Below are 23269 nucleotides of genomic sequence, written 5' to 3' on the forward strand. Positions count from 1 at the left end.
CGGGTCTGCGCTCCGCTTCGCGTCGCTCCGCCCGTGGATGACGAGGTTGTGAAGCTTCCGCCAGTCTCCAGCGTTGCGCTGATTTCGCGGAAAATAAACCCCGGTCAGCGCGCCCTGCCGCGCGCGGCGCGGCGTGTGCTCTGCAGGAGAATTGCCAGGCAGCCGGCGAGAAGCAGGAAGCCGCCGATGAGCGGCGGCAGCGTCAGAAGCTTTACCGCGGCGGTGATCAGCGCGATCAGGATCAGCGCGAGCAGGGCGAGATTGCCGTCGTCGACGAACATGCCGACGAGCTCCTTGAAGACCAGACGGATCATCGGGCAACTCCTTCGGCGGGTTCCGGGTAGGCGCCGCGCAGCCAGCGCACGATGGCGAAGGATGCGGCGGCAATGACGGCGAAGATGGCGAGCAGAGCGAGGTCGGCGCCCGGCCACTCGGCGCCGAGGCCCTCGCCGGTCCAGAACACGCCGAAGCTGGTCAGCATCAGGCCGACGACGAATTTCAGCGCATTCTCGGGCACGCGGGCTAAAGGACGATGCACGGCAAGGCCGATCAGCATCACCAGCACGAAGGCCGCCAGCGCGCCGAGGCCGGCATAGAGCGTCTGCCCGTGCGCGGCGCCGACGGCGATGACGATGAACACCACCTCGACGCCTTCGAGCAGCACTGCCTTGAACGATGCGACGGCCGCCAGATAGTCGGCGCGGCGGTCGGCGGCCTGCCGCTGCAAGGCGGCCGTCTCCTTGGAAAAGGCCTGCTCCTCGTCATGCAGCGCGATGACGCCGACGCTGCGCAGGATCGCCTTTCTCAGCCAGCGCATGCCGAACAGGATCAAAAGCACGCCGACCACGAATTGCAGGACGGTGATGGGGACGAGCGCCAGCAGCGGTCCGAAAACAAGCACCAGCGCCGCCAGCAGGGCGAGCGCCAGCGCCGCACCCGTCAGCGCCGGTCGCCAGCTGCGCGTCACGCCGACGGCGAGCACGATGGTGAAGGCTTCAACCACTTCGACGAAGGAGGCCAGGAACGAGGCGGTCACGGTGGAAAATATGGGTGTCAGGCCATGCATCAAGGCTTCGTCCAATGCTCGGGAATCATCGGGTGGCGAGAACGATACAGCGCTCCGGCGCCGGCGAGAATGCCAGGATGAGGCGATCGGCGCCGCCTCCGGCCCCATCACGTCCCGACGCGAGGGCGGACATTTCGCAGGACGCATTGACGGTCTGTATCCGTTCGGTGTCCGTTGTATCGCGGCGCTGCCCTGGCTATCTGCTGGAGCAACAAGAAGTTCAAGCGGTCGTTGGGCCGCTCCAGCAGGAACGGAGCACATGAAGAAGATCGGATTTCTGTCGTTCGGGCATTGGTCGCCCTCGCCGCAATCGGGCACGCGCTCGGGCGCCGACGCGCTGCTGCAGTCGATCGACCTCGCGGTCGCGGCCGAGGAACTTGGCGCGGACGGTGCCTATTACCGCGTCCACCATTTCGCCCGCCAGCTCGCCTCGCCGTTTCCGCTGCTTGCCGCGGCCGGCGCCAGGACCAAGCGTATCGAGCTCGGCACCGCCGTCATCGATATGCGCTACGAGAACCCGCTCTACATGGCCGAGGACGCGGGCGCCGCGGACCTGATTGCCGGCGGGCGTCTGCAGTTGGGCATCAGCCGCGGCTCGCCCGAGCAGGTGATCGATGGCTGGCGCTATTTCGGCTACGTGCCGGAAGAGGGCAAGAGCGATGCCGACATGGCGCGCCGGCACTCCGAGATCTTCCTCGACCTGCTGCGCGGCGAAGGCTTCGCCCAGCCCAATCCGCGGCCGATGTTCCCCAACCCGCCCGGCCTGCTCAGGCTCGAGCCGTTCTCGGCCGGCCTGCGCGAACGCATCTGGTGGGGCGCGGCCACCGACGCCACGGCCGTGTGGGCGGCCAAGCTCGGCATGAATCTGCAAAGCTCGACGCTGAAATTCGATGAGACCGGCGAGCCGCTGCATGTCCAGCAAGCCAAGCAGATAAGGGCCTACCGCGCCGCCTGGAAGGAAGCAGGCCATGCCAGGGAGCCGCGCGTCTCGGTCAGCCGCAGCATCTTCGCTCTCGTCAACGACATGGACCGCGCCTATTTCGGCGGCAGCGAGGGCGAGGACCATTTTGGCTATATCGAGCCGGAAAAGCGCGCCGTGTTCGGCCGCACCTATGCCGCCGAGCCGGACGTGCTTATCGAGCAGTTGAAGGAGGACGAGGCGATCGCCGAGGCCGACACGCTGCTGCTCACCGTGCCCAACCAACTCGGCGTCGACTACAACGCCCATGTCATCGAGTCGATCCTGAAGCATGTCGCGCCGGCGCTGGGCTGGCGGTGAGGTGGCGAAAACCGCAAAACGCGTAATCTCCCCCGCAAGGGGGGAGATCAGACTTCACGCCGGCTTTCGCCAATCACCAACGTCAGCCTTGGCACCGCCTTCCCTCTCGTCCTTCCCTCGACGTTGACATCTGATAAAATAGCAATCTACTTTGGCGCGTAATCGGTTACGTAACCGATTACGGCTCAATCAAGTGGAGGAGACTAATGAGCAAGATTTCGAACAAGCATGGGCTTGGCCCGCTCTCGCGCCGCCAGTTCCTGAAGACCAGCGCCTTGGCTGCCGGCGCGCTGGCGCTGCCGCTCGGACCGGTTCTCGCCGCCGACAAGCCGAAGGTCGGCCTGGTCATGAAGTCCCTGGCCAACGAGTTCTTCAAGCAGATGCAGGCTGGCGCGGAGGAGTATGCGGCCAAGAACAAGGACAAGTTCGATTTCGCCGCTGTCGGCATGAAGGACGAGCGCGACTTCGCCGCGCAGGTCGACGCCATCGAGAACTTCATCACCCAGAACTACAACATCATCGTCGTCGCCCCGGCGGATTCGAAGGCCATGGTTACGCCGATCGCCAAGGCGCTGAAGGCCGGCATCAAGGTCATCAACATCGACGTTGCGCTCGACACCGAGGCCAAGAAGAAGGCCGGCATCGACCTCGCCTTCTTCGGCCCGGACAACCGCGCCGGCGCCAAGCTGGCCGGCGACGCGCTCGGCAAGGCGCTGGGCAAGGGCGGCAAGGTCGTCATCCTCGAGGGCAATCCCGAGGCCGACAACGCCAAGCAGCGCAAGCTCGGCTTCGACGATTCGGTGAAGGAATACGGCCTCGACCTGCTCGACTCCAAGACCGCGCATTGGGAGACCGAGGAAGCCAACACGCTGATGACCAACTTCCTCACCCAGCATCCCGACATTCAGGGCGTGATGGCGGCCAACGACTCCATGGCGCTCGGCGTCGTCAAGGCGATCGACGCTGCCGGCAAGTCCGGCCAGATCAAGGTCGTCGGCTTCGACAACATCCCGGCCGTCGGTCCGCTGCTGAAGGAAGGCAAGATGCTCGCCACCGTCGAGCAGTATGGCGCGAAGATGGCGGCGATGGGCATCGACTACGGCCTGCGCGAGCTGGCCGGCGAGAAATTCTCCGGCTGGGTCAAGACCGACGTCAAGCTGGTCACCGCATGAGGCGAGCCGGGGCGCCGGCGCTCCCTTCCGGCGCCAGGCTTTGTCTCTCTCGTCACCGCCGCCGCCAGTTCCGGCGGCGGTGACGGAGCACCCGCCGCTGTCGTCGCCGACGGGCACGGTTTAGGATTCTGCCGCCCATGGATGCGATTCTCTCTCTTGAAAGGGTCGAAAAGATCTTTCCCGGCGCCGTCGCGCTGAGCGAGGTGTCGCTGTCGATCGCACGCGGCGAGACCCATATCATCCTGGGCGAGAACGGCGCCGGCAAGTCGACGCTGATCAAGCTGCTCGCCGGCATCTACCAGCCGGACTCCGGCTCGATCGCCTTCAACGGCCAGCCTTACCGGCCGAAGACGCCGCATGATGCGCAGCAGAGCGGCATTCGCGTCGTGCATCAGGAGCTGAATCTCCTGCCCTATCTCAGCATCGCCGAGAATCTGATGCTGGAAAGCCTGCCGCGCCGCGCCTTCGGCATCGTCGACCGCAAGGCGCTCAATAGCCGCGCGGTGGCGCTGCTCAAGCAAGTCGGGCTCGACATCGATCCGCGCATCCGCGTCGAGGCGCTCGGCGTCGCGCAGATGCAGCTGGTCGAGATCGCCAAGGCGCTGAGCTACGACTCGAAGCTTCTGGTGCTCGACGAGCCGACGGCGACGCTGACGCCGCCGGAGATCGAGCGGCTGTTTTCCATCATCAAGCGGCTGAAGGCCAAAGGCGTCACCATCATCTACATCTCGCACCGGCTGCACGAGGTGTTCGAGATCGGCGACCGCGTGACCGTCTTGCGGAACGGCAGGCTGGTCGCGACGCGCGACCTTCACGGCCTTTCCGTGCCGGATATCGTGCGCATGATGATCGGCCGCGACATCGCCGACGAATATGGTTTCGATGCCAGGGTCGTGCCGGGCAAGGTGGCGCTCAGCGTCGCCAATCTGAAGCGCGACGCCTCCACCCCGGAGATATCGTTCGCCGTGCGCCATGGCGAGATCCTCGGCGTTGCCGGCCTGGTCGGCAGCGGCCGCACCGAAGCTATGCGCGCTCTGTTCGGCGCCGATCCGAAGCTCGACGGTGTCGTCGAGATCGACGGCAAGCCGGTGGCGATCGCCGCGCCGAAGGACGCGGTGCGGCATGGCTTGAGCCTGCTCACCGAGGACCGCAAGGGCCAGGGCCTTCTGCTCGACATGGCCGTCGACAAGAACATCACCATCACCGATCTCAGCAAGATCTCGCGCAACGGGCTGCTCAACCGAAGGACGGAGGCTGCGGCCGCCAACGATCTCGTCGGCCAGCTGCGCGTCAAGGCGAGCTCGATCGAGCAGGCGGTGCGCAACCTCTCGGGCGGCAACCAGCAGAAGGTGGTGCTGGCCAAATGGCTGTTCCGCGGCACCTCCACGCTGATCCTCGACGAGCCGACGCGCGGCGTCGACATCGGCGCCCGGCGCGAGATCTACCAGCTGCTGTGGATGCTGGCGGCGCGGCAGAAGGGCATCATCATGGTGTCGTCCGACCTGCCTGAATTGATGGGCATGTGCCACCGCATCATCGTCTTTTCGAAAAACAAGATCGTCGGCGAAGTGCCGCGATCCGAATTCGACCAGGAGCGCATCCTGTCGCTCGCCTATCAGGAGTATGTGCGACCATGAGCGAGACGTCCGAGATAGCCGTGGCGGCGCCTGTTTCTCCGGGCCGGGCGAAGTTCCTGCGCTTCCTGGTGCGCGATGCCGGCGTGCTACTGGCGCTGGTGCTGATCACGCTGTTCTTCTCGGCCACCGCGCCTTATTTCGCCACCTCCGGCAACGCGCTGAAGATCTTCGTGCAGATCGCCATCAACACGGTGCTGGCGGCCGGCATGACCTTCGTCATCCTCACCGGCGGCATCGACCTTTCGGTCGGCTCGGTGCTGGCGCTGTGTACGGTCGTCGGCGCCACCGTGATGATAAACGAAAGCCTGTCGCCGGCCGTCGCGATCACACTGGCGCTGCTGGCCTGCATGGCGACGGGTGCGGTGTGCGGCTTCCTCAATGGCTGGATCTCGACGCGCTGGAAGATCCCGTCCTTCATCGTCACGCTGGGTATGCTCAACATGGCGGCGGGCGCCGCGCGCGTGGTCAGCGACAATTCCACCATCACCGGCCTGCCGCAGAGCTTCGTCGATTTCGGCAATCTGATCATCGGCGGCTTCCTGCCGTCGATCTTCCTCGTCGCGGTGCTGGTGATCGCCGCCGGCTGGTTCGTGCTGCGCTTCACCGTCTTCGGCCGCATGATCTTCGCCGTCGGCACCAATGACGAGGCGGTGCGGCTGTCTGGCCACAATCCGGATTTCTACAAGGTCGCCGCCTTCACCATCAGCGGGCTCACCGCCGGCATCGCGGCCATGGTCTATCTGTTGCGCCTCAACATCGGCAGCCCGATCGCCGGCGTCGGCTACGAGCTCAACGCGATTGCCGCCGTCATCATCGGCGGCACCAGCCTCAGCGGCGGCAAGGGCTCGATCATCGGCACGCTGGTCGGCGCCTGTATCCTGCAGGTGCTTTCCACCGGATTGCAGCTGCTCGGCGTCGGCGACAATTTCAAACCGATCGTGATTGGCCTTGTCATTGTGCTCGCGGTCATCCTAGACGCGTACCGGGAGAGGCTGTTGCGGAAAATCCGCTGAGGGGAACGGGCTATGACGACGATTGCCGATGTCGCGCGCCGTGCGGGGGTGTCCGTCGCCACCGTCTCGCATGTGATGAACCATACGCGTCATGTCGAGCCGGAAACGGCCGAGCGCGTGCGCGCCGCGATCGCGGCGCTGCGCTACAGCCCGAACTCGGTGGCGCGGAGTCTTCGGCGCGGCGAAACCAAGACCATCGGCCTTTTGCTCCCCGACAATTCCAATCCCTTCTTCGCCAGCGTGGCGCGGCAGATCGAGGATGCCGGCTTCGTTTCCGGCTACACGGTGATCCTGTGCAACTCCGACGGCAATGCCGAGAAGGAGGAGCGCTATCTCTCGGTGCTGATGGCCAAGCAGATAGACGGGTTGATCTTTGCCGGCTCGTCCGACCACGCGCGGGTGTTCGCCCGCCTCCTGCCCAGCGTGCCGGCGGTGCTGCTCGACCGCGAGATCCAGTCGGTCAATGTCGATTCGGTGCTGGTCGACCACGACCATGGCGGCTATCTCGCCGGCAAATACCTGGCCGGCCTCGGCCACAGGAAGATCGGCGTCATCGGCGGTCCGCGCGATTCGAGCTCCAGCCCGGCCCGCCTGCGCGGTTTTGTCCGCGCGCTTGGCGAAGCAGGCGTTGAGCTGCCGGCGTCGTCAATCGTCGATTCCGACTATCATTTCGCCGGCGGCCGCCTAGCGATGGAGCAGCTTATGGTACAGGCGGCCGGCATCACCGCGGTGTTCGCCTGCAACGACCTGATGGCCATGGGCGCGGTCACCGCGCTGCGCTCGCGGGGCATGCACGTTCCCGACGACATGTCGATGATCGGCTTCGACGACATCCCCTATGCCGTCACCACCTGGCCGCCGCTGACGACGATCGCGCAGCCGGTGGAAAAGATCGGCACGCTGGCGGTGAGCCTGCTGCTCGAGAGGCTGGGCGAGCCGGAAGCGCCGTCAAGGCGCGAGGTGCTGGCGCCGGTTCTGGTGGAGCGGGAAAGCTGCGCGGCGCGGGGGTAGTCTGGCAATCGTCGACGTAGGCACTGCCCCCGCTCCGTCTCGGCGCTGCGCGCCGATCCACCTCTCCGCCATTTCATCTACGGCATGCACACCTTTCAAAGCGGCCGGCCTTTGGCGATAGCGTGCATGGCAGCGCGCTGGTCGACCCCCACTCCGTCTCGGCTTCGCCGAGCCACCTCTCCCCCGATCGACGGGGTAGAGGAAAGGCGCCAAGCCTTTTGCCGTCAGCGCCCGAACCACCTGGCAATCAAGCCTCGGCCTGATCAGTCGCGCCAGTCACAGAAGATGTGCTTAACGTAGACGAAGTGGTGAGAGGTGGCTCGGCGAAGCCGAGACGGAGAAAGGGAGCGCCCTATGCGATTATCCCGCCGCATGAAATCGCCTCAGCGAACCGCCTCAAGCCGCCGGCTGCATGGCGGCCCTGAGCAGCATGCCGAACAGATCGCGCGGCTCGTCGGGGTCGGCGAGCAGGTCGAGCTCCTCATAGAGGCCGGTGGCCTGGAGCTGGTCGCGGACGTAGCGCAGCGCGGAAAAATCTTCCGTGGCGAAGCCGACGGAATCGAACAGCGTGATCTGCTCGGCCGACTTGCGGCCCTCGGCCTTCCCGGTCATCACCTGCCACAGCTCGGTCACCGGATGATCGGGGTCGAGCTGCTGGATCTCGCCCTCGATGCGGGTCTGCGGCGGGAACTCGACGAAGATGTCGGAGCGTAACAGGATGTCGCGGTGCAGCTCGGTCTTGCCGGGGCAGTCGCCGCCGACCGCGTTGATATGGACGCCGGCGCCGACCATGTTGTCGGTAAGGATCGTGGCATACTGCTTGTCGGCGGTCACCGTGGTGATGATGTCGACGCCTTCCACGGCATCCTGCCCGGTCGAGCAGATGGTGATATCAAACCCCTTGCCGGCGAGGTTGCGGGCGCATTTTTCCGAGGCCGAGCGGTCGATGTCGTAGAGCCGCAGCCGGTCGATGCCGACGAGCGCCTTGAAGGCGATGGCCTGGAATTCGGACTGGGCGCCGTTGCCGATGATGGCCATGGCGCGCGAATTCTTCGGCGCCAGGTATTTTGCCGCTACCGCCGAGGTGGCCGCCGTGCGCAGCGCCGTCAGGATCGTCATTTCGGTGAGCAGCATAGGATAGCCGGAGCCGACATCGGCGAGCACGCCGAAAGCGGTGACGGTCTGGCGGCCTTCGCGCATGTTCTTCGGATGGCCGTTGACATATTTGAAGCCGTACATCTTGCCGTCGCTGGTCGGCATCAGCTCGATGACGCCGTCATGGCTGTGCGAGGCGATGCGCGGCGTCTTGTCGAACAGCTCCCAGCGGCGGAAATCCTCCTCGATATAGGCGGCGAGCTCGGTGAGGAAGCGCTCGACCCCGATGGCGAGCACCAGCTTCATCATGCGATCGACGCTGACAAAGGGAACGATGGCAAGGCGCGAAGGCTGGGTCATGATCAGAGGTTTCCGGAATGGCTGCGGGTCGGGCGATCCATGATGCGGCGGCCCATCAGGCTGGCGGTGAGGTCGACCATCAGGGTGGCGGTACGGCCGCGCTCGTCGAGGAAGGGGTTCAATTCGACCAGGTCGAGGCTTGAGACGAGGCCTGAGTCGGACAGCATCTCCATCACCAGATGGGCCTCGCGGAAGGTGGCGCCGCCGGGCACGGTGGTGCCGACGGCCGGCGCGATCGAAGGGTCGAGGAAATCGACGTCGAGGCTGACATGCAAGAGCCCGTTCTCCTCCTCGACGCGGGCCAGGAAGGCGCGCAGCAGCGGCGCGATGCCGTGCTCGTCGATGGCGCGCATGTCGTGCACGGTGACGCCGGCTTCAGTAAGCGCGCGGCGCTCGGCCGGATCGACGCTGCGCAGGCCGATGGCGCAGATACGGGCCGGGGCGACCGCTTGCGGCAGATCCGGGAAATAGCCCTGAAAACCGGCCTGGCCGCTGGCATAGGCGAGCGGCACGCCGTGCAGATTGCCGCTGGTGGTGGTGTCGAGCGTGTGGAAATCGGGATGCGCGTCGAGCCACAGCACGAAGAGCGGCCGTCCGCGCTCGGCCGCGCGGCGCGCCACGCCCGACATAGTGCCGGCGGAGATCGAATGGTCGCCGCCGAGGAAGATCGGCATGGCGTCCCGCGAAGCCGCGTAGGCGGTCTCGGCGATCGCCGCCGTCCAGGCGGAGATCTCCGGCAGCGCCTTCAGCGCGAGATTGCCGTGCGCCACGGGCCGCGCCGCGGCTTTCTCGACCGCGCCCCAGTCCTCGACCTCGTGGCCGAGCTCGGCCAGCACCGAGACCAGCCCTGCTGTGCGCAGTGCGCTCGGCCCCATCTCGCATCCCATCCTGCCCGCGCCGTCCTGCACCGGCGCGCCGACGATCCTGCAGCGCATCTTTTCTCACCTTGCGATTGATCGAAGGAGTGAACCATCAGCCGCTGGCGGCTTGAACAGTGAAAATTGGCATTTCGAGAAGACTAATCTACCATAATGGTCAGACGATTTGATCGAAATGGAAGCCATGGACGCATTGGACGAGAAACTGGTGACGCTGCTGAGGCACGATGCGCGGCGCAGCGTGTCCGACCTCGCCATCGATCTCGGCGTGTCACGCGCCACCGTCAGGTCGCGCATGGAACGGCTGGAAAAGTCTGGCGAGATCATCGGCTACACGGTGGTGCTGCGCGCCGACGCGGTCGACCAGAAGATACGCGGCGTGATGACGATCGAGATCGAAGGCCATGCCGCCGACCGCGTCGTCAAGGCGCTCGGCGGCCTCGCCGAGGTCTCGACCATCCACACCACCAACGGCCGCTGGGACCTGGTGGTCGAGCTCGGCACCGCCACGCTGACGGACTTCGACGCGGTGCTGCGGCGCATCCGGCTGATCCCCGGCATTACGGGGAGCGAGACAAGCCTGCTGCTGGCGACGCCAAGGACGACGCGGGCGCGGCTGGCGTAGCGGCAGGATCGGTTACGGCAGCGCCAAGGCGTGAAGCGGTTCGGCGATCTTGCGAAACGCCGGGCCGCTTCAGGTTCTTATTTCGTGCGACGCGGGCCGAAGGCGACGGGCCGGGCCGCGGTCCGGCTTTCCCGGAATTGCTCCATGACTGCCGCATGGCACCGCTCATGCAGGCGGTCAGCCGTTCGGATAATAGCCGCCGTCCGAGCCGTCGCCCATATAGATTCCCTGGCCGGTAGCGTTTCGGAGCCGCTGGTCCAGCTCATTGATCCGCCCGATCGCCGAACGGCCTCCGGTGGGCTGGATGCCATCGGCCTGCCGCATCAGGTCGCGAGCCTGTTCCTGCGTGATCTTGCCGGCCTGCCTGGCCGCACGGATACCTTGCTTCACGCCAAGCAGCTGCTGCGTCGCGGCTCTCGCTTCGGGCTTCGCCGGCACTGACGCCGTGGTCATTGTGTCGACCTGCGCCCTATGGTGGCGGTGCACGGCATAGGCGCTCGAAAGCGGTATGGCCGCGAAGATCGAGGCGGCCGCGATGAGTTTTGGGGTGGAAGAACGCATGATGACATCTCCTCGTGATGGAGGAAGCGGCAAGACCGCTTTTTCCGAAAACGGGCCGTCCGGTCGCGTCGTGTCGCGGTGCTGGCCATTCGCCGCCGGCGGATCTCGGCCCAGGGAGGAGATATAGAAACCGCCGCGGCGTTGAAATGGAGCAGCACGCAAACGTTATCCGATGTGATCTGGGGTTGAATCGCCGATGCGCCGTCGGCGAGGCGGGTTCCCAAGCCCAGCCGTCTTCAGGCGACGCTGGCGAGCGGGATCGGCCAATCGATCGCCTGCCCGATTAGCCCGGCATTGGCCTGGTCGGCAAGTCGCTCGGCTTCGCCTTGCGTCAGCCCGATCAGCAGCCGGCCTGCTATCTCCGCCGGGAGATCGGAAACCAGATCGCAGACAAGCCAGTCGTCGCAAGGATCCTGTATTGCCGCGAACCTCATAGGCGCTCCTTGTTTTAGCGCAAGCTAAAGTTCTGATGATGCCCAATCGTTCCATTGCGGGGCGATCAAATATCGAGAAAGAGGCACGGCCGAGCGCGGCACCGAGAGGAATTCATCTGCCTGGCCCGCGAGCTGCTCCGCCTCCTCGCGAATCGGGCCAAGCAGCAACATGTCCGGCATTCGCGCCGGGAAACCGGACCGCAAATCGAACACCATCCGTTGGCCGCACGGATCCTGTAAGGCTGTGAACCTCATGGCCGACGTTCTATCTTTGCTTTGACGCAACTCCGAACGGAAGACTGCGGCGAAGTCGCCGAGCATAACCGCTCACCCTTTTCTGGAAACGCTCCAGCTATGCCCCAACGTAACGACTTGCGGGAATGCCTCCCGCGAGACTGCCCGGCCGGATTATTCCAGCACTTTCATACAACATATAGTTGTCGGGCGCCCGACAAAAGAGGCTCTACAGTCCCTTCGGCATGCGACTCAAGTCTGATGGGCAGCGGATACTTTCCGGATAGCGGACGTGGCTGTTTGAAGGAAAATATCGCGTGAACCATCTGCCAGATATTTCACGGGAGATCCGTGGGGATGCGGCAATGCGCGTTGCCGACGGTCCAGACGTAACTCCGGCGCTGTGCCGCGGGTGGGTTTCCCGCTAGCCGCAAACGCGAAAAAGCCGCGGAGACCGCGGCTTTTCGTTTGCTTGATCCCTTGAAGGAAACTGGAGCGGGTGAGGCGATTCGAACGCCCGACCCCAACCTTGGCAAGGTTGTGCTCTACCCCTGAGCTACACCCGCTCGCGCGGCCTTGGGCCGCAAGCCGCGCCTATATGGCCGAAGAGCGCGGCGATTGCAACAGGGAAATGACGGTCTTTTTTGGCGCGAATTCTTCCCGCGGCGACGTTCGCGTCGAAAGCACCGAAGCGGCGGCGAAACCGGACGGCTCGCAAATCCGCAGGCAAGCCGCCGCCCGCTTTGCCCGCAATGGCTCCGGCGGCCTTGCCCCGACGCCACGGTTGGCCGTAAACGGCATGACGCCTTTTTTGACCGCGCGAGGACCGATGCCGAAGACCGAAGCCGAGCTCAACGAATTTCTTGCCGATCTCGGCATTTCCGTCTCGACGGTCAGGCACCCGCCGCTGTTCACGGTCGCCGATTCGCAAGGACTGCGCGGCGAGATTCCCGGCGGCCACACCAAGAACCTGTTCCTCAAGGACAAGAAGGACAATTATTTCCTCGTCACCGTCGGCGAGGACGCCGTGGTCGACCTGAAGCAGATCCACCACCTGATCGGCGCCGCCAGCCGGGTGTCGTTCGGCAAGCCGGAAATGCTGATGGAGCTGCTCGGCGTCATCCCCGGCGCGGTCACCGTTTTCGGCCTGATCAACGACACGGAAGGCAAGGTCAAGCTCGTGCTCGACGAGGCGTTGATGAGCCACGACGTCATCAACGGCCATCCGCTGACCAATGAGGCGACGACCTCGATCGCCGCCGCCGACCTGATCAGATTCGTCGAGGCAACCGGCCACGATCCTGTTATCCTGAAGGTCTCATGACCTTGAAAGTGCCCTTGCCTTGAAGGCCTTATTGCCTTGAAACTCTGGGGCTGATCGCCACATGGAAGGCGGTTGCGAAATCCGACAATGACGCGCCGGGCGCCGACGCCTGAGAGCGTGACCGAAAGGGCGACAAAATGAGTGACAACAATCCGTATAGCGGCGCGTTTGGCGGCAATGGCGGCCAGTATGCCCAGACGGTGCAATATGGCGGCGGCGACCGCGCCAAGGTTTCGCTCGGCGGTGCGCCGGCGGCGGCCGACCTTATCAAGGACACCACAACCGCGACTTTCGCCGCCGACGTCATCCAGGAATCGCGCCGCCAGCCGGTGCTGGTCGACTTCTGGGCGCCATGGTGCGGGCCTTGCAAGCAGCTGACGCCGCAGCTCGAAAAGGCGGTGAAGAACGCCGGCGGCAAGGTCAAGCTGGTCAAGATGAACATCGACGATCACCCCTCGATCGCCGGCCAGCTCGGCATCCAGTCGATTCCCGCGGTCATCGCCTTCAAGGACGGCCAGCCGGTCGACGGTTTCATGGGCGCGGTTCCGGAAAGCCAGGTCGCCCAATTCATCGAGAAGGTCGGCGGCAAGGGCGGCGGCGCGCCGCAGATCGCCGACGCGCTTGCGGCGGCGGCCGAGGCGCGCACGGCCGGCGACGTCCAGACCGCGGCCGATATCTACGATGCGGTCCTCGAGCAGGCGCCGGAGACGATCGAGGCGATCGCAGGCCTGGGCGAGATCCTGTACGATGCCGGGGACGTGGAAGGCGCCGAGGCCGTGCTGGCGCGAGCGCCCGAGGACAAGAAGGACGCGCCCGCGCTGGCTGCGCTGCGCGCCAAGATGACGCTTGCCGCGGAAGCGGCCGCGCTCGGCAATCCGGCCGAGCTCGAGCGCCGGCTCGCCGCCAACCCCGCCGACCATCAGGCGCGTTTCGATCTGGCGATGATCCAGAACGCGCGCGGCGAGCGTGACGCGGCCGCCGACAATTTGCTGGCGATCGTCAAGGCCGACCGGACCTGGAACGACGACGGCGCCAGGGCGCAGCTGTTGAAGCTATTCGAAGCCTGGGGAATGACCGACGAGGCGACGCTCGCGGCACGCCGCAAGCTCTCGTCGCTGCTGTTCTCGTAGGACGGTTTCGGCGATTCACAGAGCCGCTGAACCGCTTTAAGTTCGGTTTGCGCAATTCCAGACGGAAAGCTGCGGCGAATTTGCCGACCCCAACTGATACTTTCCCGGAATTGCCGTGAATTTTTTGCCGGCTGTCGCGGCCGGCAGGCTTGCGCAGTGGGACATCAGCGCCAGATAAGGGCGGGGCCGGATGCCGATCGTGACGAATTCGCCGGTGCGAGAGGAGATTGCAGCTTGATACGCTTGCCGGCGTTGCTTTGGGAGGGTCGCGGTGCGCGTCGGTAACGCACTTTACAGGCTTGCCAAGGATCTGCCGGCGGCAATCCCGGTTTTCCCGCTCGCCGGCGCGCTGCTTCTGCCGGGCGGCCGCATGCCGCTCAACGTTTTCGAGCCGCGCTATCTGCAGATGATCGATCTGGCGATGGCCGGCTCGCGGCTGATCGGCATGATCCAGCCCAGCCTCGACGGCGCATTGCGGGACGACGGCGAGCCTGAACTGTGCAGCGTCGGCTGCGCCGGGCGCATCATCTCGCTCGCCGAGACGGGCGACGGGCGCTATTTGATCTCGCTGCAGGGCGTGTGCCGGTTTCGCATTGTGCAGGAGCTTACGGCAAAGGCGCCGTTCCGGCAGTGCAAGATCGCGCCGTTTCTCGCCGACCTCGAGGAAGACCCGGCCGGCGCCGACGTCGACCGGCCGGCGCTGCTCAAGGCTTTTCGTTCCTATCTGCAGGCCAACGACCTTGAGGCCGACTGGGAAAGCGTCAGCCGCGCCGAAAACGGCATGCTGGTCAACGCGCTGTCGATGATGGCGCCCTACGGGCCGGCCGAGAAGCAGGCGCTGCTGGAAGCGCCGGACCTGAAGACGCGCGCCGAAACGCTGATCGCCATCACCGAAATGACGCTGGCGCGCGAGGATGATGAGTTTGGCTCGAGTCTACAATAGCTTGCCGGCACGGGGATGAGTTCATGGCGGACGGACGCGACGGACGAAAAGCCACGGTCGACCCGAAGCTGCTGGAGCTGCTCGCCTGCCCGTTGACCAAGGGACCGCTAACCTGGGACCCCGAGCGCAACGAGCTGGTCTCGCGCGTGGCGAAGCTCGCCTATCCGGTGCGCGACGGCATCCCGATCATGCTGCCGTCGGAGGCGCGCACGATCTCGGCCGAGGACATGCTGACCCCACCGCCGCGGCTCGGCGGGGCTTCGTGAGTGGGCTGTGCTTGGTACAGTGACGTAGGTAGGCGATCCTTCGCGCCCCCCTCTGGCCTGCCGGCCATCTCCCCCTCTAGGGGGGAGATTGGCAGCTTGGGCCTCCCGTCCATTCTGCAGTGTAGGAGATTAGCGAAAAGCCGGCGTGACGTCTGATCTCCCCCCTTGAGGGGGAGATGTCCGGTAGGACAGAGGGGGGGCGCTGTCCCGCCGACATCAAAGTTGTGCATCGTGACGGCACACGCAGTCGGGCGTCTGCTTCCCGTATCGTTCTACTGAAAATTCCGCCCTTTCGGCATGACTTGTTGCGCGGCACCCGACAGGGCCTCGATCTCCTGATGGACAGGCCGGCCACGGCTTGTGGCGGCTCCAACCGGCCGTTCGGCGGGATTATGCTCGATGACCGGTCGGTTGGCGGACTCCAGCAGCACGCCCAGCCAGGACGTCAAATCCTCGACCCGGTCGGCGACGATGTGGATGACGTCCGATTCATGCTGCAGCTTGCCGGTGACGCGGATGAAGCGCGCGCCCATGACCACCGGGCGGAAGCGGTCGAAGACGCGTGGCCAGATGATGACGTTGGCGATCGACTTTTCGTCTTCCAGCGTGAGGAAAATGGCATTGCCCTTGCCCGGACGCTGGCGCACCAGCACCAGTCCGGCGACGGAAACGCGGCGGCCGTCGCGCACAGACGGCAAACGGGCGTTGGGGGTGACGCCGGCGCGATCCAGCCGTTCGCGCAGGAAGGCGACGGGGTGTTCCTTCAGCGACAGGCCGAGCGAGCGGTAATCGTGGACGACATGCTCGCCGAGCGGCATTTTCGGCAGTTTCGTTTCCGGCTCCAGCTCGCGCAGGCGAAGCGAGGGCTGGTCGAACAACGGCAGTTTCTCGGCGGCGCTCTTGCCGTCAAGGGCGCGGACTTCCCAGAGCGCGGCACGGCGGTCGAGGCCGATCGAGCGGAAGGCGTCCGCTTGCGCCAATCTTTCGATCTCGCCGACATCGAGGCCCGAACGCAGCCAGACGTCCCTGACCGAGCGATAGCCGTCGCCGCGGCGGGCAACGACTATATCCATGCGCTCTTCGGACAGGCCCTTGATCTGGCGGAAGCCGAGGCGGACGGCGTGAGCCGTCTCGATGACGCTGCGCATCGAGGCGTGGCGCTCGAGGATGCGGGACGAATCGAAGGCGGTTTCCTCCAGTGTGCAGTCCCAGACGGAATGGTTGATGTCGACCTCGCGTATCTCGACGCCATGGTCGCGCGCATCGCGCACGAGCTGGGCCGGCTGGTAAAAACCCATCGGCTGGGAATTCAGGATCGCGGCGCAGAACACGTCCGGATAAAAGGTCTTGAACCAGCAGGAGGCATAGACAAGCAGCGCAAAGGACGCGGCATGGCTTTCGGGAAAGCCATATTCGCCAAAGCCTTCGATCTGCTTGAAGCAGCGCTCGGCGAACTCTCTGGGATAGCCCTTCTTGACCATTCCCTCGACCATTCGCGTTTCATAGTTTCCTATCGTGCCGGTGCGTTTGAAGGTCGCCATGGCGCGGCGCAACTCGTCTGCCTCACCCGGCTTGAAGCCGCCGGCGACGATGGCGATCTTCATCGCCTGCTCCTGGAACAAAGGCACTCCAAGGGTCTTGCCGAGAATCTCTTCCAACTCAGGCTTGGGGTATTCGGCCTTCTCCTTGCCCTGCCGCCGGCGCAGATAGGGATGCACCATGTCGCCCTGGATCGGGCCGGGGCGCACGATCGCCACCTCGATGACGAGGTCGTAGAAATTTGCCGGCTTGAGGCGCGGCAGCATCGACATCTGCGCGCGCGACTCGATCTGGAAGACGCCGAGCGTGTCGGCTCTTTGGATCATGGCGTAAACGCGCCTGTCCTCTTCGGGAAGGGTCGCGAGCACATAAGGCTGTCCAAACGGATCCCGCGCCCGCGGATAATGATCGGTGAGCAAGGTGAAGGCGCGCTTCAGGCAGGTCAGCATGCCGAGCGCCAGCACGTCCACCTTGAGGATCTTCACAGCATCGAGATCGTCCTTGTCCCACTCGACCATCTTGCGCTCCTCCATCGCCGTCTTGACGATGGGCACGACCTCGTCGAGCCGGTCGCGGGTGATGACGAAGCCGCCGACATGCTGGGAAAGATGGCGGGGAAAGCCCATGATCTCGTTGGCGCGCTCCAGCACCTGCCGCGATAGCGGATCGGTGCGGTCGAGGCCGCCGGCATTGGCTTCCCTTTCGCCGAGCTCGGAGGTCGACCAGCCCCAGATGGTGCTGGAGAGCGCGCTGCGGACATCCTCCGACAAGCCCATGGCCTTGGCCACCTCGCGCAGGGCCGAGCGGCCGCGATAGCTGATGACGGCGGCGGCCAAGGCGGTGCGCTTGGCGCTGTATTTCGTATAGATGTACTGAATGACCTCTTCGCGCCGCTCATGCTCGAAATCGACGTCGATGTCGGGTGGCTCGTTGCGCTCCTCCGAGATGAAGCGCTCGAACAAGGTGTCGATGCGCTCGGGGCCGACCTCGGTGATGCCGATGCAGAAGCAGATGATCGAATTGGCAGCCGAACCGCGGCCCTGGCAAAGAATGCCCTGGCTGCGGGCGAATTTGACGATATCATGGACGGTGAGGAAATAGCGGGCATAGTTCAGGCGCTCGATCAAAACGAGCTCGCTGTCGATGCGTTTCAGCACATCCTCGGGAACGCCGGCCGGATAGCGAACGGCCGCGCCTTCCCGCGCCAACCGTTCGAGCTCGGCCTGCGGTCCAAGCCCGGATTCGGTCGGCTCGTCCGGATAATTGTATTCGAGGTCGCTGAGCGAGAAGGCGAGCTCGTCGGCGAAGCGCAGCGTCTCGGCCAACGCCTGCGGGTGGCGGCGGAAAAGCCGCGCCATCTCCAGCGGCGGCTTCAGGTGGCGCTCGGCATTGGCCATCAGCTCCAGCCCGACCTCGGAAACCGGCGTGTTGAGGCGGATCGCGGTCAGCACGTCCTGCAGCGGCCGGCGATCGGCGGCATGGTAGAGCACGTCGTTGGTGGCCATCAGCGGGACGCGGGCATGCTCGGCCATCGCGGAAGCCTGCTCGATGCGGAAACGGTCGTTGCCGGCATAATCCGGCGCCACGGCCAGCCGGAGCGCCGCGCCGAAGCGATCCTTAAACCGGCTAATGAATGCCAGGTTGTCTTGTGCGCCTGCCGACAGATCGGGCAGGATCGCCAGCGACATCCGATCGCCCCATTCGAGCAGGTCGCTCAACTGGAGCAGCGTCGCGCCCTTCTCGTTTTCGTCGCGCAGATTGGCTTGTGTGAGCATGCGGCAGAGATGCCCCCAGCCCTGGCGGTCGCGGGGATAGGCGAGGATATCCGGCGTGCCGTCGCCAAACACCAGGCGGCAGCCGGGATGATAGGCGAGCTTTTCCACCCTGGCCTGTTGCCAGGCGCGCACGACGCCGGCGACCGTGTTGCGGTCGGCAAGGCCGATCGAGGCAAAACCGTAGAACTTCGCCGTCACCACCAGCTCCTCGGGTTTCGAAGCGCCGCGCAGGAAGGAGAAATTCGAGCTTATGCCGAACTCGGCATAGGGGATGACGGTCAGCGCATTCATGCGAACACCCCATGCATGAACCAGCGTGGCGGCGCGGCCTGCGGCGCGCTGCTGTAGAGACCCTGGCGGTAGAGCCAGTAGCGGCGCCCCTCGCTGTCCTCGATGCGGTAATAGTCGCGGGTCGGCGCCTCTTTCTCGCCGGGCAGCTGGCGCCACCATTCGGCGGCGATGCGCTCCGGCCCCTCGGCGCGGGCGACACGATAGAGCGCGCGCCGCCAGCGGAAATTCATTGGCGGGCCCTCCGGGATCTCGGTCGCCGGCACCTCGATCGGCTCGGGCGAGCGGAACAGGCGCACCGGCCGCTCCGGCGGGTAAACGGTCATCGGTGGCGCTGTTCGGGGCGGCGGCGTCCGTCCGGCCGCCGGGGCGCGTCCTTGCGGCGCTTCGGCGAAAGGTACGGTTTTGACGGCGCGTTCCGGCAGATGGCTTTCGACGACCACCGGCTTCAGCACGGCGGCTTCGCCGAGACGGGCGCGGACGCGGTCGGCAAAGAGCGCGATGTCGGCGTCATCGTCGTCGGTCTCGCCGGTGAGGTCGCCCTGAGCCAAGTCGAAGGCCGCGACCGACAGCACGGACAGCCGCACGAGATCGAAGCCGAAGCCGGCGTCGATGCTCTGCTCCAGCGCGGTGAGCCGCTCATGGAACAATCTTTGGATCAGCCGCGGCTCGCGCATCGGGCGCGAGGTGCCGACGGCGATGCGGTTGACGGCGCCATCGACGCGGAAGAGAAGCAGCGCCAGCGTCCTTGCGCCCTCGCCGCGGCGTTCGAGGTCGGTCTTCAAGGCGATCGCCAGCCGGCTCACCAGCCGCTCGATGTCGTCGGTGAGCACGACCGGCTCGGCAAGATGGCGCTCGACCGAGAGCGGCGCGACGGGAAGGCGCGGCGACACGGCCTCGTCGAGGCGGCCGAGCGCCTGGTCGAGGCGCAGAAGCAAGGTGGCGCCGAAACGGCGGGCGAGCGGCGCGCGGGGTGCTGCCATCACCGCGCCGGCGGTGCGCAGGCCCACACTTTCCAGGCTGGCGCGGGTCTCCGGCGCGATGCGCAGCGCCGACAAGGGCAGCGGCGAAAGCAGCGCCTCCTCCTCGCCGCCGGCCACGATGCGATCGCCATGGAAGCGCGCCGCCGCCCAAGCGGCGCCCGGCGTCGAGGCCAGCCCGGCGCGGACATCGAAGCCCTGCTGGAAGAAGCGGGCGAGGATCTCGTCCTGCATGGCGCGCTCGCCGCCGAACAGATGCGTGCAGCCGGTGACGTCGAGGAACAGCCCGTCCTCGCCGTCGATCGCCACCAGCGGCGTGTAGCGGTCGCACCAGTCGGCAAGGCCTTCGAGCAGGCGGCGGTCGGCTTCCGGGTCTGCCTCGACCACATCGATCGAGGGATGCATGGCGCGCGCATCGGCGATGCCCATGCCGCGCTTCAATCTGAGCGCCTCAGCCCGCTCGTCGAGGGCTGCGATGCGCTGGGTGTTGTTGTCGCGATGGCTGATCACCAGCGGCGGCTGAAGCGACGGCAGGCGATGCGAGGGCCGGGAACGCCAGGACCGCCCCAGACGCTGGCGCAGGATCCGCTCCGCGGCCAGATGCGGGAACCACAGCGACAGAATTCTCTGTTCTTTCTGCAAAAGCGTGCTCATCGGGGTTCCACTCCAGTGTGAACTGTCCAGGCAGGGCCGTGCGGCTCTTGCCGATATCGACTTTGAAGGCGGGGCGGCCGATCGAGCCGGCGAGCGGCCCGGCGAGGGTCTCGCGACTTGCCGCGGGCGCCGCCGAAACGATGAGGCGCACCGGAGCGGCGGTGGGATCGGCCTCGCCGGCCTGGCGCAGCAACAGCAGCGGGCGGCCGGCGCTCCGGGCCCGCGCATGCAGCCGGCGCGTGGCGGTGAGGTCGAGAAGCCGCGGACTGCCGCGGATCTCGAGGATGACCGCGGCAAAGGCCGTCATGCGGGCCGCCTCCTCGGCGATCCACAGCGCGTCGAGCAGCTTCGGCGCCTCGGAAAACAGCAATTGCCCCGGCTCGATGCCGAACAGGGCATGAAGGCCCCTGGCATAGGGCATGCCGGCCTCGTGGAAGATTTCCGCCGTGCCGACCCAGAGGATCGGCAAACCCTGCTTCTCCCTGAGGACCAGGCTTACAAGCGAGAGCGCGAAGCCGGCAACGGCGCCGGCATCGCGGGTCTCCAGGCCATGGATTTCGCTGAGCGCCGTCTTGGGCAGGCCGCCGCCAAGCGCTGCATCGAGCCTATCGATGCCGGTGTGCAGGAAGGCATCCGCCGAAGCCACGGCAAGGCCGCGCCGGACAATCGTCATGTCCGGCCCGGCGGCATCGCTGGATGTTTGGTTTTGCGCCATTCCGGAGGGAAAACTGCTTCGCACTTTTCCTGGAATTGCTTCGGGCGCGCACCCCGAGGGCGCCTGCAGGCGCTCGGGCAGCGTTCCCTCGATCTTCGCGATCTGGCGGCGCAGGGCAAAAACAGTGTCCCGCGCCACGGCACTCATCGCCATGACGTTCACTTCCAGCAGCAATTGTTCCTGTTATGTTCCTATAGATTCCAGAGGCGCCCGGAAGAGTCAAGCAGAGTCGCAAGGAATTTATTCCTTCGCCTTTTACCCTGAAAGCGAACACCCCAGCCGGTCCATTTGCCTCAATCGGCGTGAAAGCCTATATGCCGGGATTAAAGGACATTTCATGGCCCGCATCTACAAGACCCGCACCTGGCACGACCAGCTCTCGCCGTCGATGGACGAGATGGAGCTTCTGGCGCTGGAGGCCTATGCCCATCTGCCGGACGAGTTCCGCAAGCTCACCGGCGAGATCATCATCCAGATTGCCGAGTTCCCGACCGACGAGATCATGGACGATCTGTCGCTGGAGACGCCCTTCGACCTGCTCGGCCTGTTCGAGGGGCGCGGCATCGCCGAGCGCTGGAACCCGCAGACCGGCGAAGGTCCAAACCGCATCACGCTCTACCGCCGCGCCATCCTCGACTACTGGGCCGAGAATGAAGAGACGATGGGCGACATCGTCACCCACGTGCTGATCCATGAGATCGGCCACCATTTCGGCCTGTCGGACGACGACATGGAGCGGATCGAGGAGGCGGCGGAGCAGGCGGCGGCAGGCTGAGCACGCACCTCGTCATCCTAGGGCGAAGCAAGGAGCGAAGCGACGCGCGTAGACCCTAGGATCCATGCCATTCCATCAGCACCAAGCCCGCGGTGCAGAACGGAACGCTTGCCGCCCGACACCCGCAAACGTCCCCTATATTCTGACTCGCTGCGCCTTTCGGCTCAGGTCCCGGCATGGATTCTAGGGTCTTCGCGACGGAGCTTCGCTCCTGCTCCGCCCTAGAATGACGAAGTAGGGGTTGCCTCCCTTCCTACCAGTCGCTGAGCTTGGTGTCCGGGCCGTAGTCCTGGCCTTCGACGTCCTTCACCACGGCCTGGCCGCAGCGCATCGACTTCGTCTGCTGGTCAAAGGCATAGGTCGGCGAGCCGAACAGGTGCCAGCCCTTGTTCAGGGCTGCCGTCACCTTGTGGCAGAAAGTTGAATCGTCCGGACCGGACAGAAAGCGGTAGAGTTTCATTTATCGAGCCTATCTTGAAGACCGGCGCATCATGCGCCGATGATCGCGGCCTTCGCCAGAAGTTTCTCGGCTTCCGCCAGATGCAGCCGCTCGACCATGCTGCCGTCCAGCGCAATCACGCCCTTGCCGGCATTCTCGGGCCGCGCGAACGCATCTTTGATCGCCCGGGCCGCAGCCAGCCTCTCGGGCGACGGCGAAAAGGCGCGGTTCGCCGGCTCGATCTGGGCGGGATGGATCAGCGACTTGCCGTCAAAGCCCATGGCGGCCCCGTCGGCGCATTCGCGGGCAAAAGCGTCGAGATCGCGAAAATCATTGGCAACGCCATCGATGACATCGAGACCGCCGGCCCGCGCCGCAAGCACCAGCTGCATCAGCCACGGCATCAGATAGCGTCGGTCGGGCGTCGCCAGGATGCCGGTCGCCTTCACCAGGTCATTCGTTCCGGTCACGAAACAAGCCAGCCTCGAAGCCGGATCGCGGCCGAGTTCGGCGATGGCGCCGATGTTGAGCAGCGCCCTCGGCGTCTCGACCATCGCCCATAGTTTCACGCTGTCCGGCGCGAAATTGTCGTCGAGCAGGTCGCCGGCCTCGAGGATGTCGCGCGGCGTGGCGATCTTGGGCAGAAGAATGCCGTCGGGCTCGGCCTTGGCCACTGCCAACAAGTCATGGGTGCCCCATTCGCTGGCCAAAGGATTGATGCGCACCACCATCTCGCAGCGCCGTTCGCGCCCGGCGAGAATGCCGGCGACCTTGTCGCGCGCGGCTTTCTTGTCGGCGGGCAGGACGGCGTCCTCGAGATCGATGATGACGGCGTCGCAGGCCAGGGAGCCGAGCTTGGCGAGCGCCTTGTCGTTCGAGGCGGGAATGTAGAGCACCGAACGGCGCGGGCGGTAGGGTTCTTGAGCCATCGCCGATCTATGCCGGGTGATGGCGGATGAGGCAAGGCGGAGGGGACAGGACAATCGCATATGGCGGCGCCAGCCCCCGCTCCGTCTCGGCGCTGCGCGCCGATCCACCTCTCCCCCGCTTTGCGGGGGCGAGGAAACGCCAATCGC

The 23269-nt window shown here is 65.4% G+C and carries 23 protein-coding genes and 1 tRNA gene; 11 read left to right on the forward strand and 13 right to left on the reverse strand.

From position 1 onward, the window contains the following. Positions 1–104: 104 nt before the first annotated feature. Positions 105–314: a hypothetical protein gene (locus LB515_RS26260; protein ID WP_224544361.1), complete on the reverse strand. Its 210-nt coding sequence runs from the start codon at positions 312–314 to the stop codon at positions 105–107. Beyond that, complete coding sequence (locus LB515_RS26265; protein ID WP_224544360.1) at positions 311–1066, reverse strand: COG4280 domain-containing protein; 756 nt, start codon at positions 1064–1066, stop codon at positions 311–313. Before LB515_RS26265 ends, LB515_RS26260 begins: the two co-directional genes overlap by 4 nt. Before the next feature lie 259 nt (positions 1067–1325). On the opposite strand from LB515_RS26265, the gene LB515_RS26270 reads away from it, so the two are divergent. From LB515_RS26270 to LB515_RS26290, 5 genes are all read left to right on the forward strand, one after another. Continuing rightward, on the forward strand, positions 1326–2345 hold the full coding sequence (locus LB515_RS26270; RefSeq protein WP_140544726.1) for an LLM class flavin-dependent oxidoreductase: 1020 nt from the start codon (positions 1326–1328) through the stop codon (positions 2343–2345). Between the two features lie 206 nt (positions 2346–2551). Beyond that, entirely contained in the window at positions 2552–3517 is a 966-nt protein-coding gene (locus LB515_RS26275; protein WP_224709438.1) for a sugar ABC transporter substrate-binding protein, read from the forward strand. Positions 3518–3654: 137 nt separating this feature from the next. Further along, the gene (locus tag LB515_RS26280) at positions 3655–5154 is read left to right on the forward strand and encodes a sugar ABC transporter ATP-binding protein (RefSeq protein ID WP_224709439.1); all 1500 of its coding nucleotides are present in this window, start codon (positions 3655–3657) and stop codon (positions 5152–5154) included. Next, a complete protein-coding gene (locus LB515_RS26285; protein ID WP_140845941.1) occupies positions 5151–6167 on the forward strand; it encodes an ABC transporter permease in 1017 nt (338 codons plus the stop codon). The genes LB515_RS26280 and LB515_RS26285 overlap by 4 nt, the downstream gene beginning before the upstream one ends. A 12-nt stretch (positions 6168–6179) precedes the next feature. Beyond that, on the forward strand, positions 6180–7178 hold the full coding sequence (locus LB515_RS26290; protein ID WP_224532510.1) for a LacI family DNA-binding transcriptional regulator: 999 nt from the start codon (positions 6180–6182) through the stop codon (positions 7176–7178). Positions 7179–7574: 396 nt separating this feature from the next. Here the strand turns inward: LB515_RS26290 and LB515_RS26295 are convergent, their stop codons facing one another. Further along, entirely contained in the window at positions 7575–8633 is a 1059-nt protein-coding gene (locus tag LB515_RS26295) for an ornithine cyclodeaminase (RefSeq protein WP_224709440.1), read from the reverse strand. Between the two features lie 2 nt (positions 8634–8635). Continuing rightward, a complete protein-coding gene (gene rocF / locus LB515_RS26300) occupies positions 8636–9568 on the reverse strand; it encodes an arginase (protein ID WP_224709441.1) in 933 nt (310 codons plus the stop codon). A gap of 127 nt (positions 9569–9695) precedes the next feature. On the opposite strand from rocF, the gene LB515_RS26305 reads away from it, so the two are divergent. Further along, positions 9696–10136 carry an Lrp/AsnC family transcriptional regulator gene (locus LB515_RS26305; protein WP_095769871.1) on the forward strand — a complete coding sequence of 147 codons (441 nt, stop codon included), beginning with the start codon at positions 9696–9698 and terminating at the stop codon, positions 10134–10136. A gap of 177 nt (positions 10137–10313) precedes the next feature. Here LB515_RS26305 and LB515_RS26310 read toward each other — a convergent pair whose 3' ends face one another. The 4 genes from LB515_RS26310 to LB515_RS26325 all read right to left on the reverse strand — a co-directional run bounded on the left by LB515_RS26310 (position 10314) and on the right by LB515_RS26325 (position 11931). Continuing rightward, complete coding sequence (locus LB515_RS26310; RefSeq protein ID WP_224709442.1) at positions 10314–10697, reverse strand: hypothetical protein; 384 nt, start codon at positions 10695–10697, stop codon at positions 10314–10316. Between the two features lie 236 nt (positions 10698–10933). Further along, positions 10934–11131, reverse strand: coding sequence for a hypothetical protein (locus LB515_RS26315; RefSeq protein WP_140845947.1), 198 nt, complete (start codon positions 11129–11131; stop codon positions 10934–10936). Positions 11132–11155: 24 nt separating this feature from the next. After that, complete coding sequence (locus LB515_RS26320) at positions 11156–11452, reverse strand: hypothetical protein (protein ID WP_224709443.1); 297 nt, start codon at positions 11450–11452, stop codon at positions 11156–11158. Positions 11453–11856: 404 nt separating this feature from the next. Beyond that, positions 11857–11931, reverse strand: a tRNA-Gly gene (locus LB515_RS26325). Positions 11932–12194: 263 nt separating this feature from the next. On the opposite strand from LB515_RS26325, the gene LB515_RS26330 reads away from it, so the two are divergent. From LB515_RS26330 to LB515_RS26345, 4 genes are all read left to right on the forward strand, one after another. Next, positions 12195–12689, forward strand: a complete 495-nt coding sequence (locus LB515_RS26330) for a prolyl-tRNA synthetase associated domain-containing protein (protein WP_224709449.1) — start codon at positions 12195–12197, stop codon at positions 12687–12689. Positions 12690–12826: 137 nt separating this feature from the next. After that, a complete protein-coding gene (gene trxA, locus LB515_RS26335) occupies positions 12827–13819 on the forward strand; it encodes a thioredoxin (protein ID WP_224709444.1) in 993 nt (330 codons plus the stop codon). 271 nt (positions 13820–14090) lie between these two features. Then, the gene (locus LB515_RS26340) at positions 14091–14762 is read left to right on the forward strand and encodes an LON peptidase substrate-binding domain-containing protein (protein ID WP_095769837.1); all 672 of its coding nucleotides are present in this window, start codon (positions 14091–14093) and stop codon (positions 14760–14762) included. 23 nt (positions 14763–14785) lie between these two features. Next, the gene (locus tag LB515_RS26345; protein ID WP_095769836.1) at positions 14786–15028 is read left to right on the forward strand and encodes a Trm112 family protein; all 243 of its coding nucleotides are present in this window, start codon (positions 14786–14788) and stop codon (positions 15026–15028) included. 272 nt (positions 15029–15300) lie between these two features. Here LB515_RS26345 and LB515_RS26350 read toward each other — a convergent pair whose 3' ends face one another. From LB515_RS26350 to LB515_RS26360, 3 genes are read right to left on the reverse strand one after another with little or no spacing between them, the layout of a single operon-like run. Then, on the reverse strand, positions 15301–18633 hold the full coding sequence (locus tag LB515_RS26350) for an error-prone DNA polymerase (protein ID WP_224709445.1): 3333 nt from the start codon (positions 18631–18633) through the stop codon (positions 15301–15303). Next, positions 18630–20120 carry a DUF6504 family protein gene (locus LB515_RS26355; RefSeq protein ID WP_224709446.1) on the reverse strand — a complete coding sequence of 497 codons (1491 nt, stop codon included), beginning with the start codon at positions 20118–20120 and terminating at the stop codon, positions 18630–18632. Before LB515_RS26355 ends, LB515_RS26350 begins: the two co-directional genes overlap by 4 nt. Beyond that, on the reverse strand, positions 20062–21132 hold the full coding sequence (locus LB515_RS26360) for an ImuA family protein (RefSeq protein WP_224709447.1): 1071 nt from the start codon (positions 21130–21132) through the stop codon (positions 20062–20064). The genes LB515_RS26355 and LB515_RS26360 overlap by 59 nt, the downstream gene beginning before the upstream one ends. Positions 21133–21316: 184 nt before the next feature. Here LB515_RS26360 and LB515_RS26365 point away from each other — a divergent pair, with 184 nt between their 5' ends. Continuing rightward, positions 21317–21754 carry a metallopeptidase family protein gene (locus tag LB515_RS26365; protein ID WP_095769832.1) on the forward strand — a complete coding sequence of 146 codons (438 nt, stop codon included), beginning with the start codon at positions 21317–21319 and terminating at the stop codon, positions 21752–21754. Positions 21755–22007: 253 nt separating this feature from the next. Here LB515_RS26365 and LB515_RS26370 read toward each other — a convergent pair whose 3' ends face one another. Together LB515_RS26370 and LB515_RS26375 are read right to left on the reverse strand one after the other, a co-directional pair. Continuing rightward, on the reverse strand, positions 22008–22214 hold the full coding sequence (locus tag LB515_RS26370) for a DUF1737 domain-containing protein (protein ID WP_095769831.1): 207 nt from the start codon (positions 22212–22214) through the stop codon (positions 22008–22010). Positions 22215–22243: 29 nt separating this feature from the next. Further along, on the reverse strand, positions 22244–23122 hold the full coding sequence (locus LB515_RS26375; RefSeq protein WP_224709448.1) for an HpcH/HpaI aldolase/citrate lyase family protein: 879 nt from the start codon (positions 23120–23122) through the stop codon (positions 22244–22246). Positions 23123–23269 lie beyond the last annotated feature (147 nt).

This window comes from Mesorhizobium sp. CA15 (assembly GCF_020165215.1).
Lineage (GTDB): Bacteria > Pseudomonadota > Alphaproteobacteria > Rhizobiales > Rhizobiaceae > Mesorhizobium.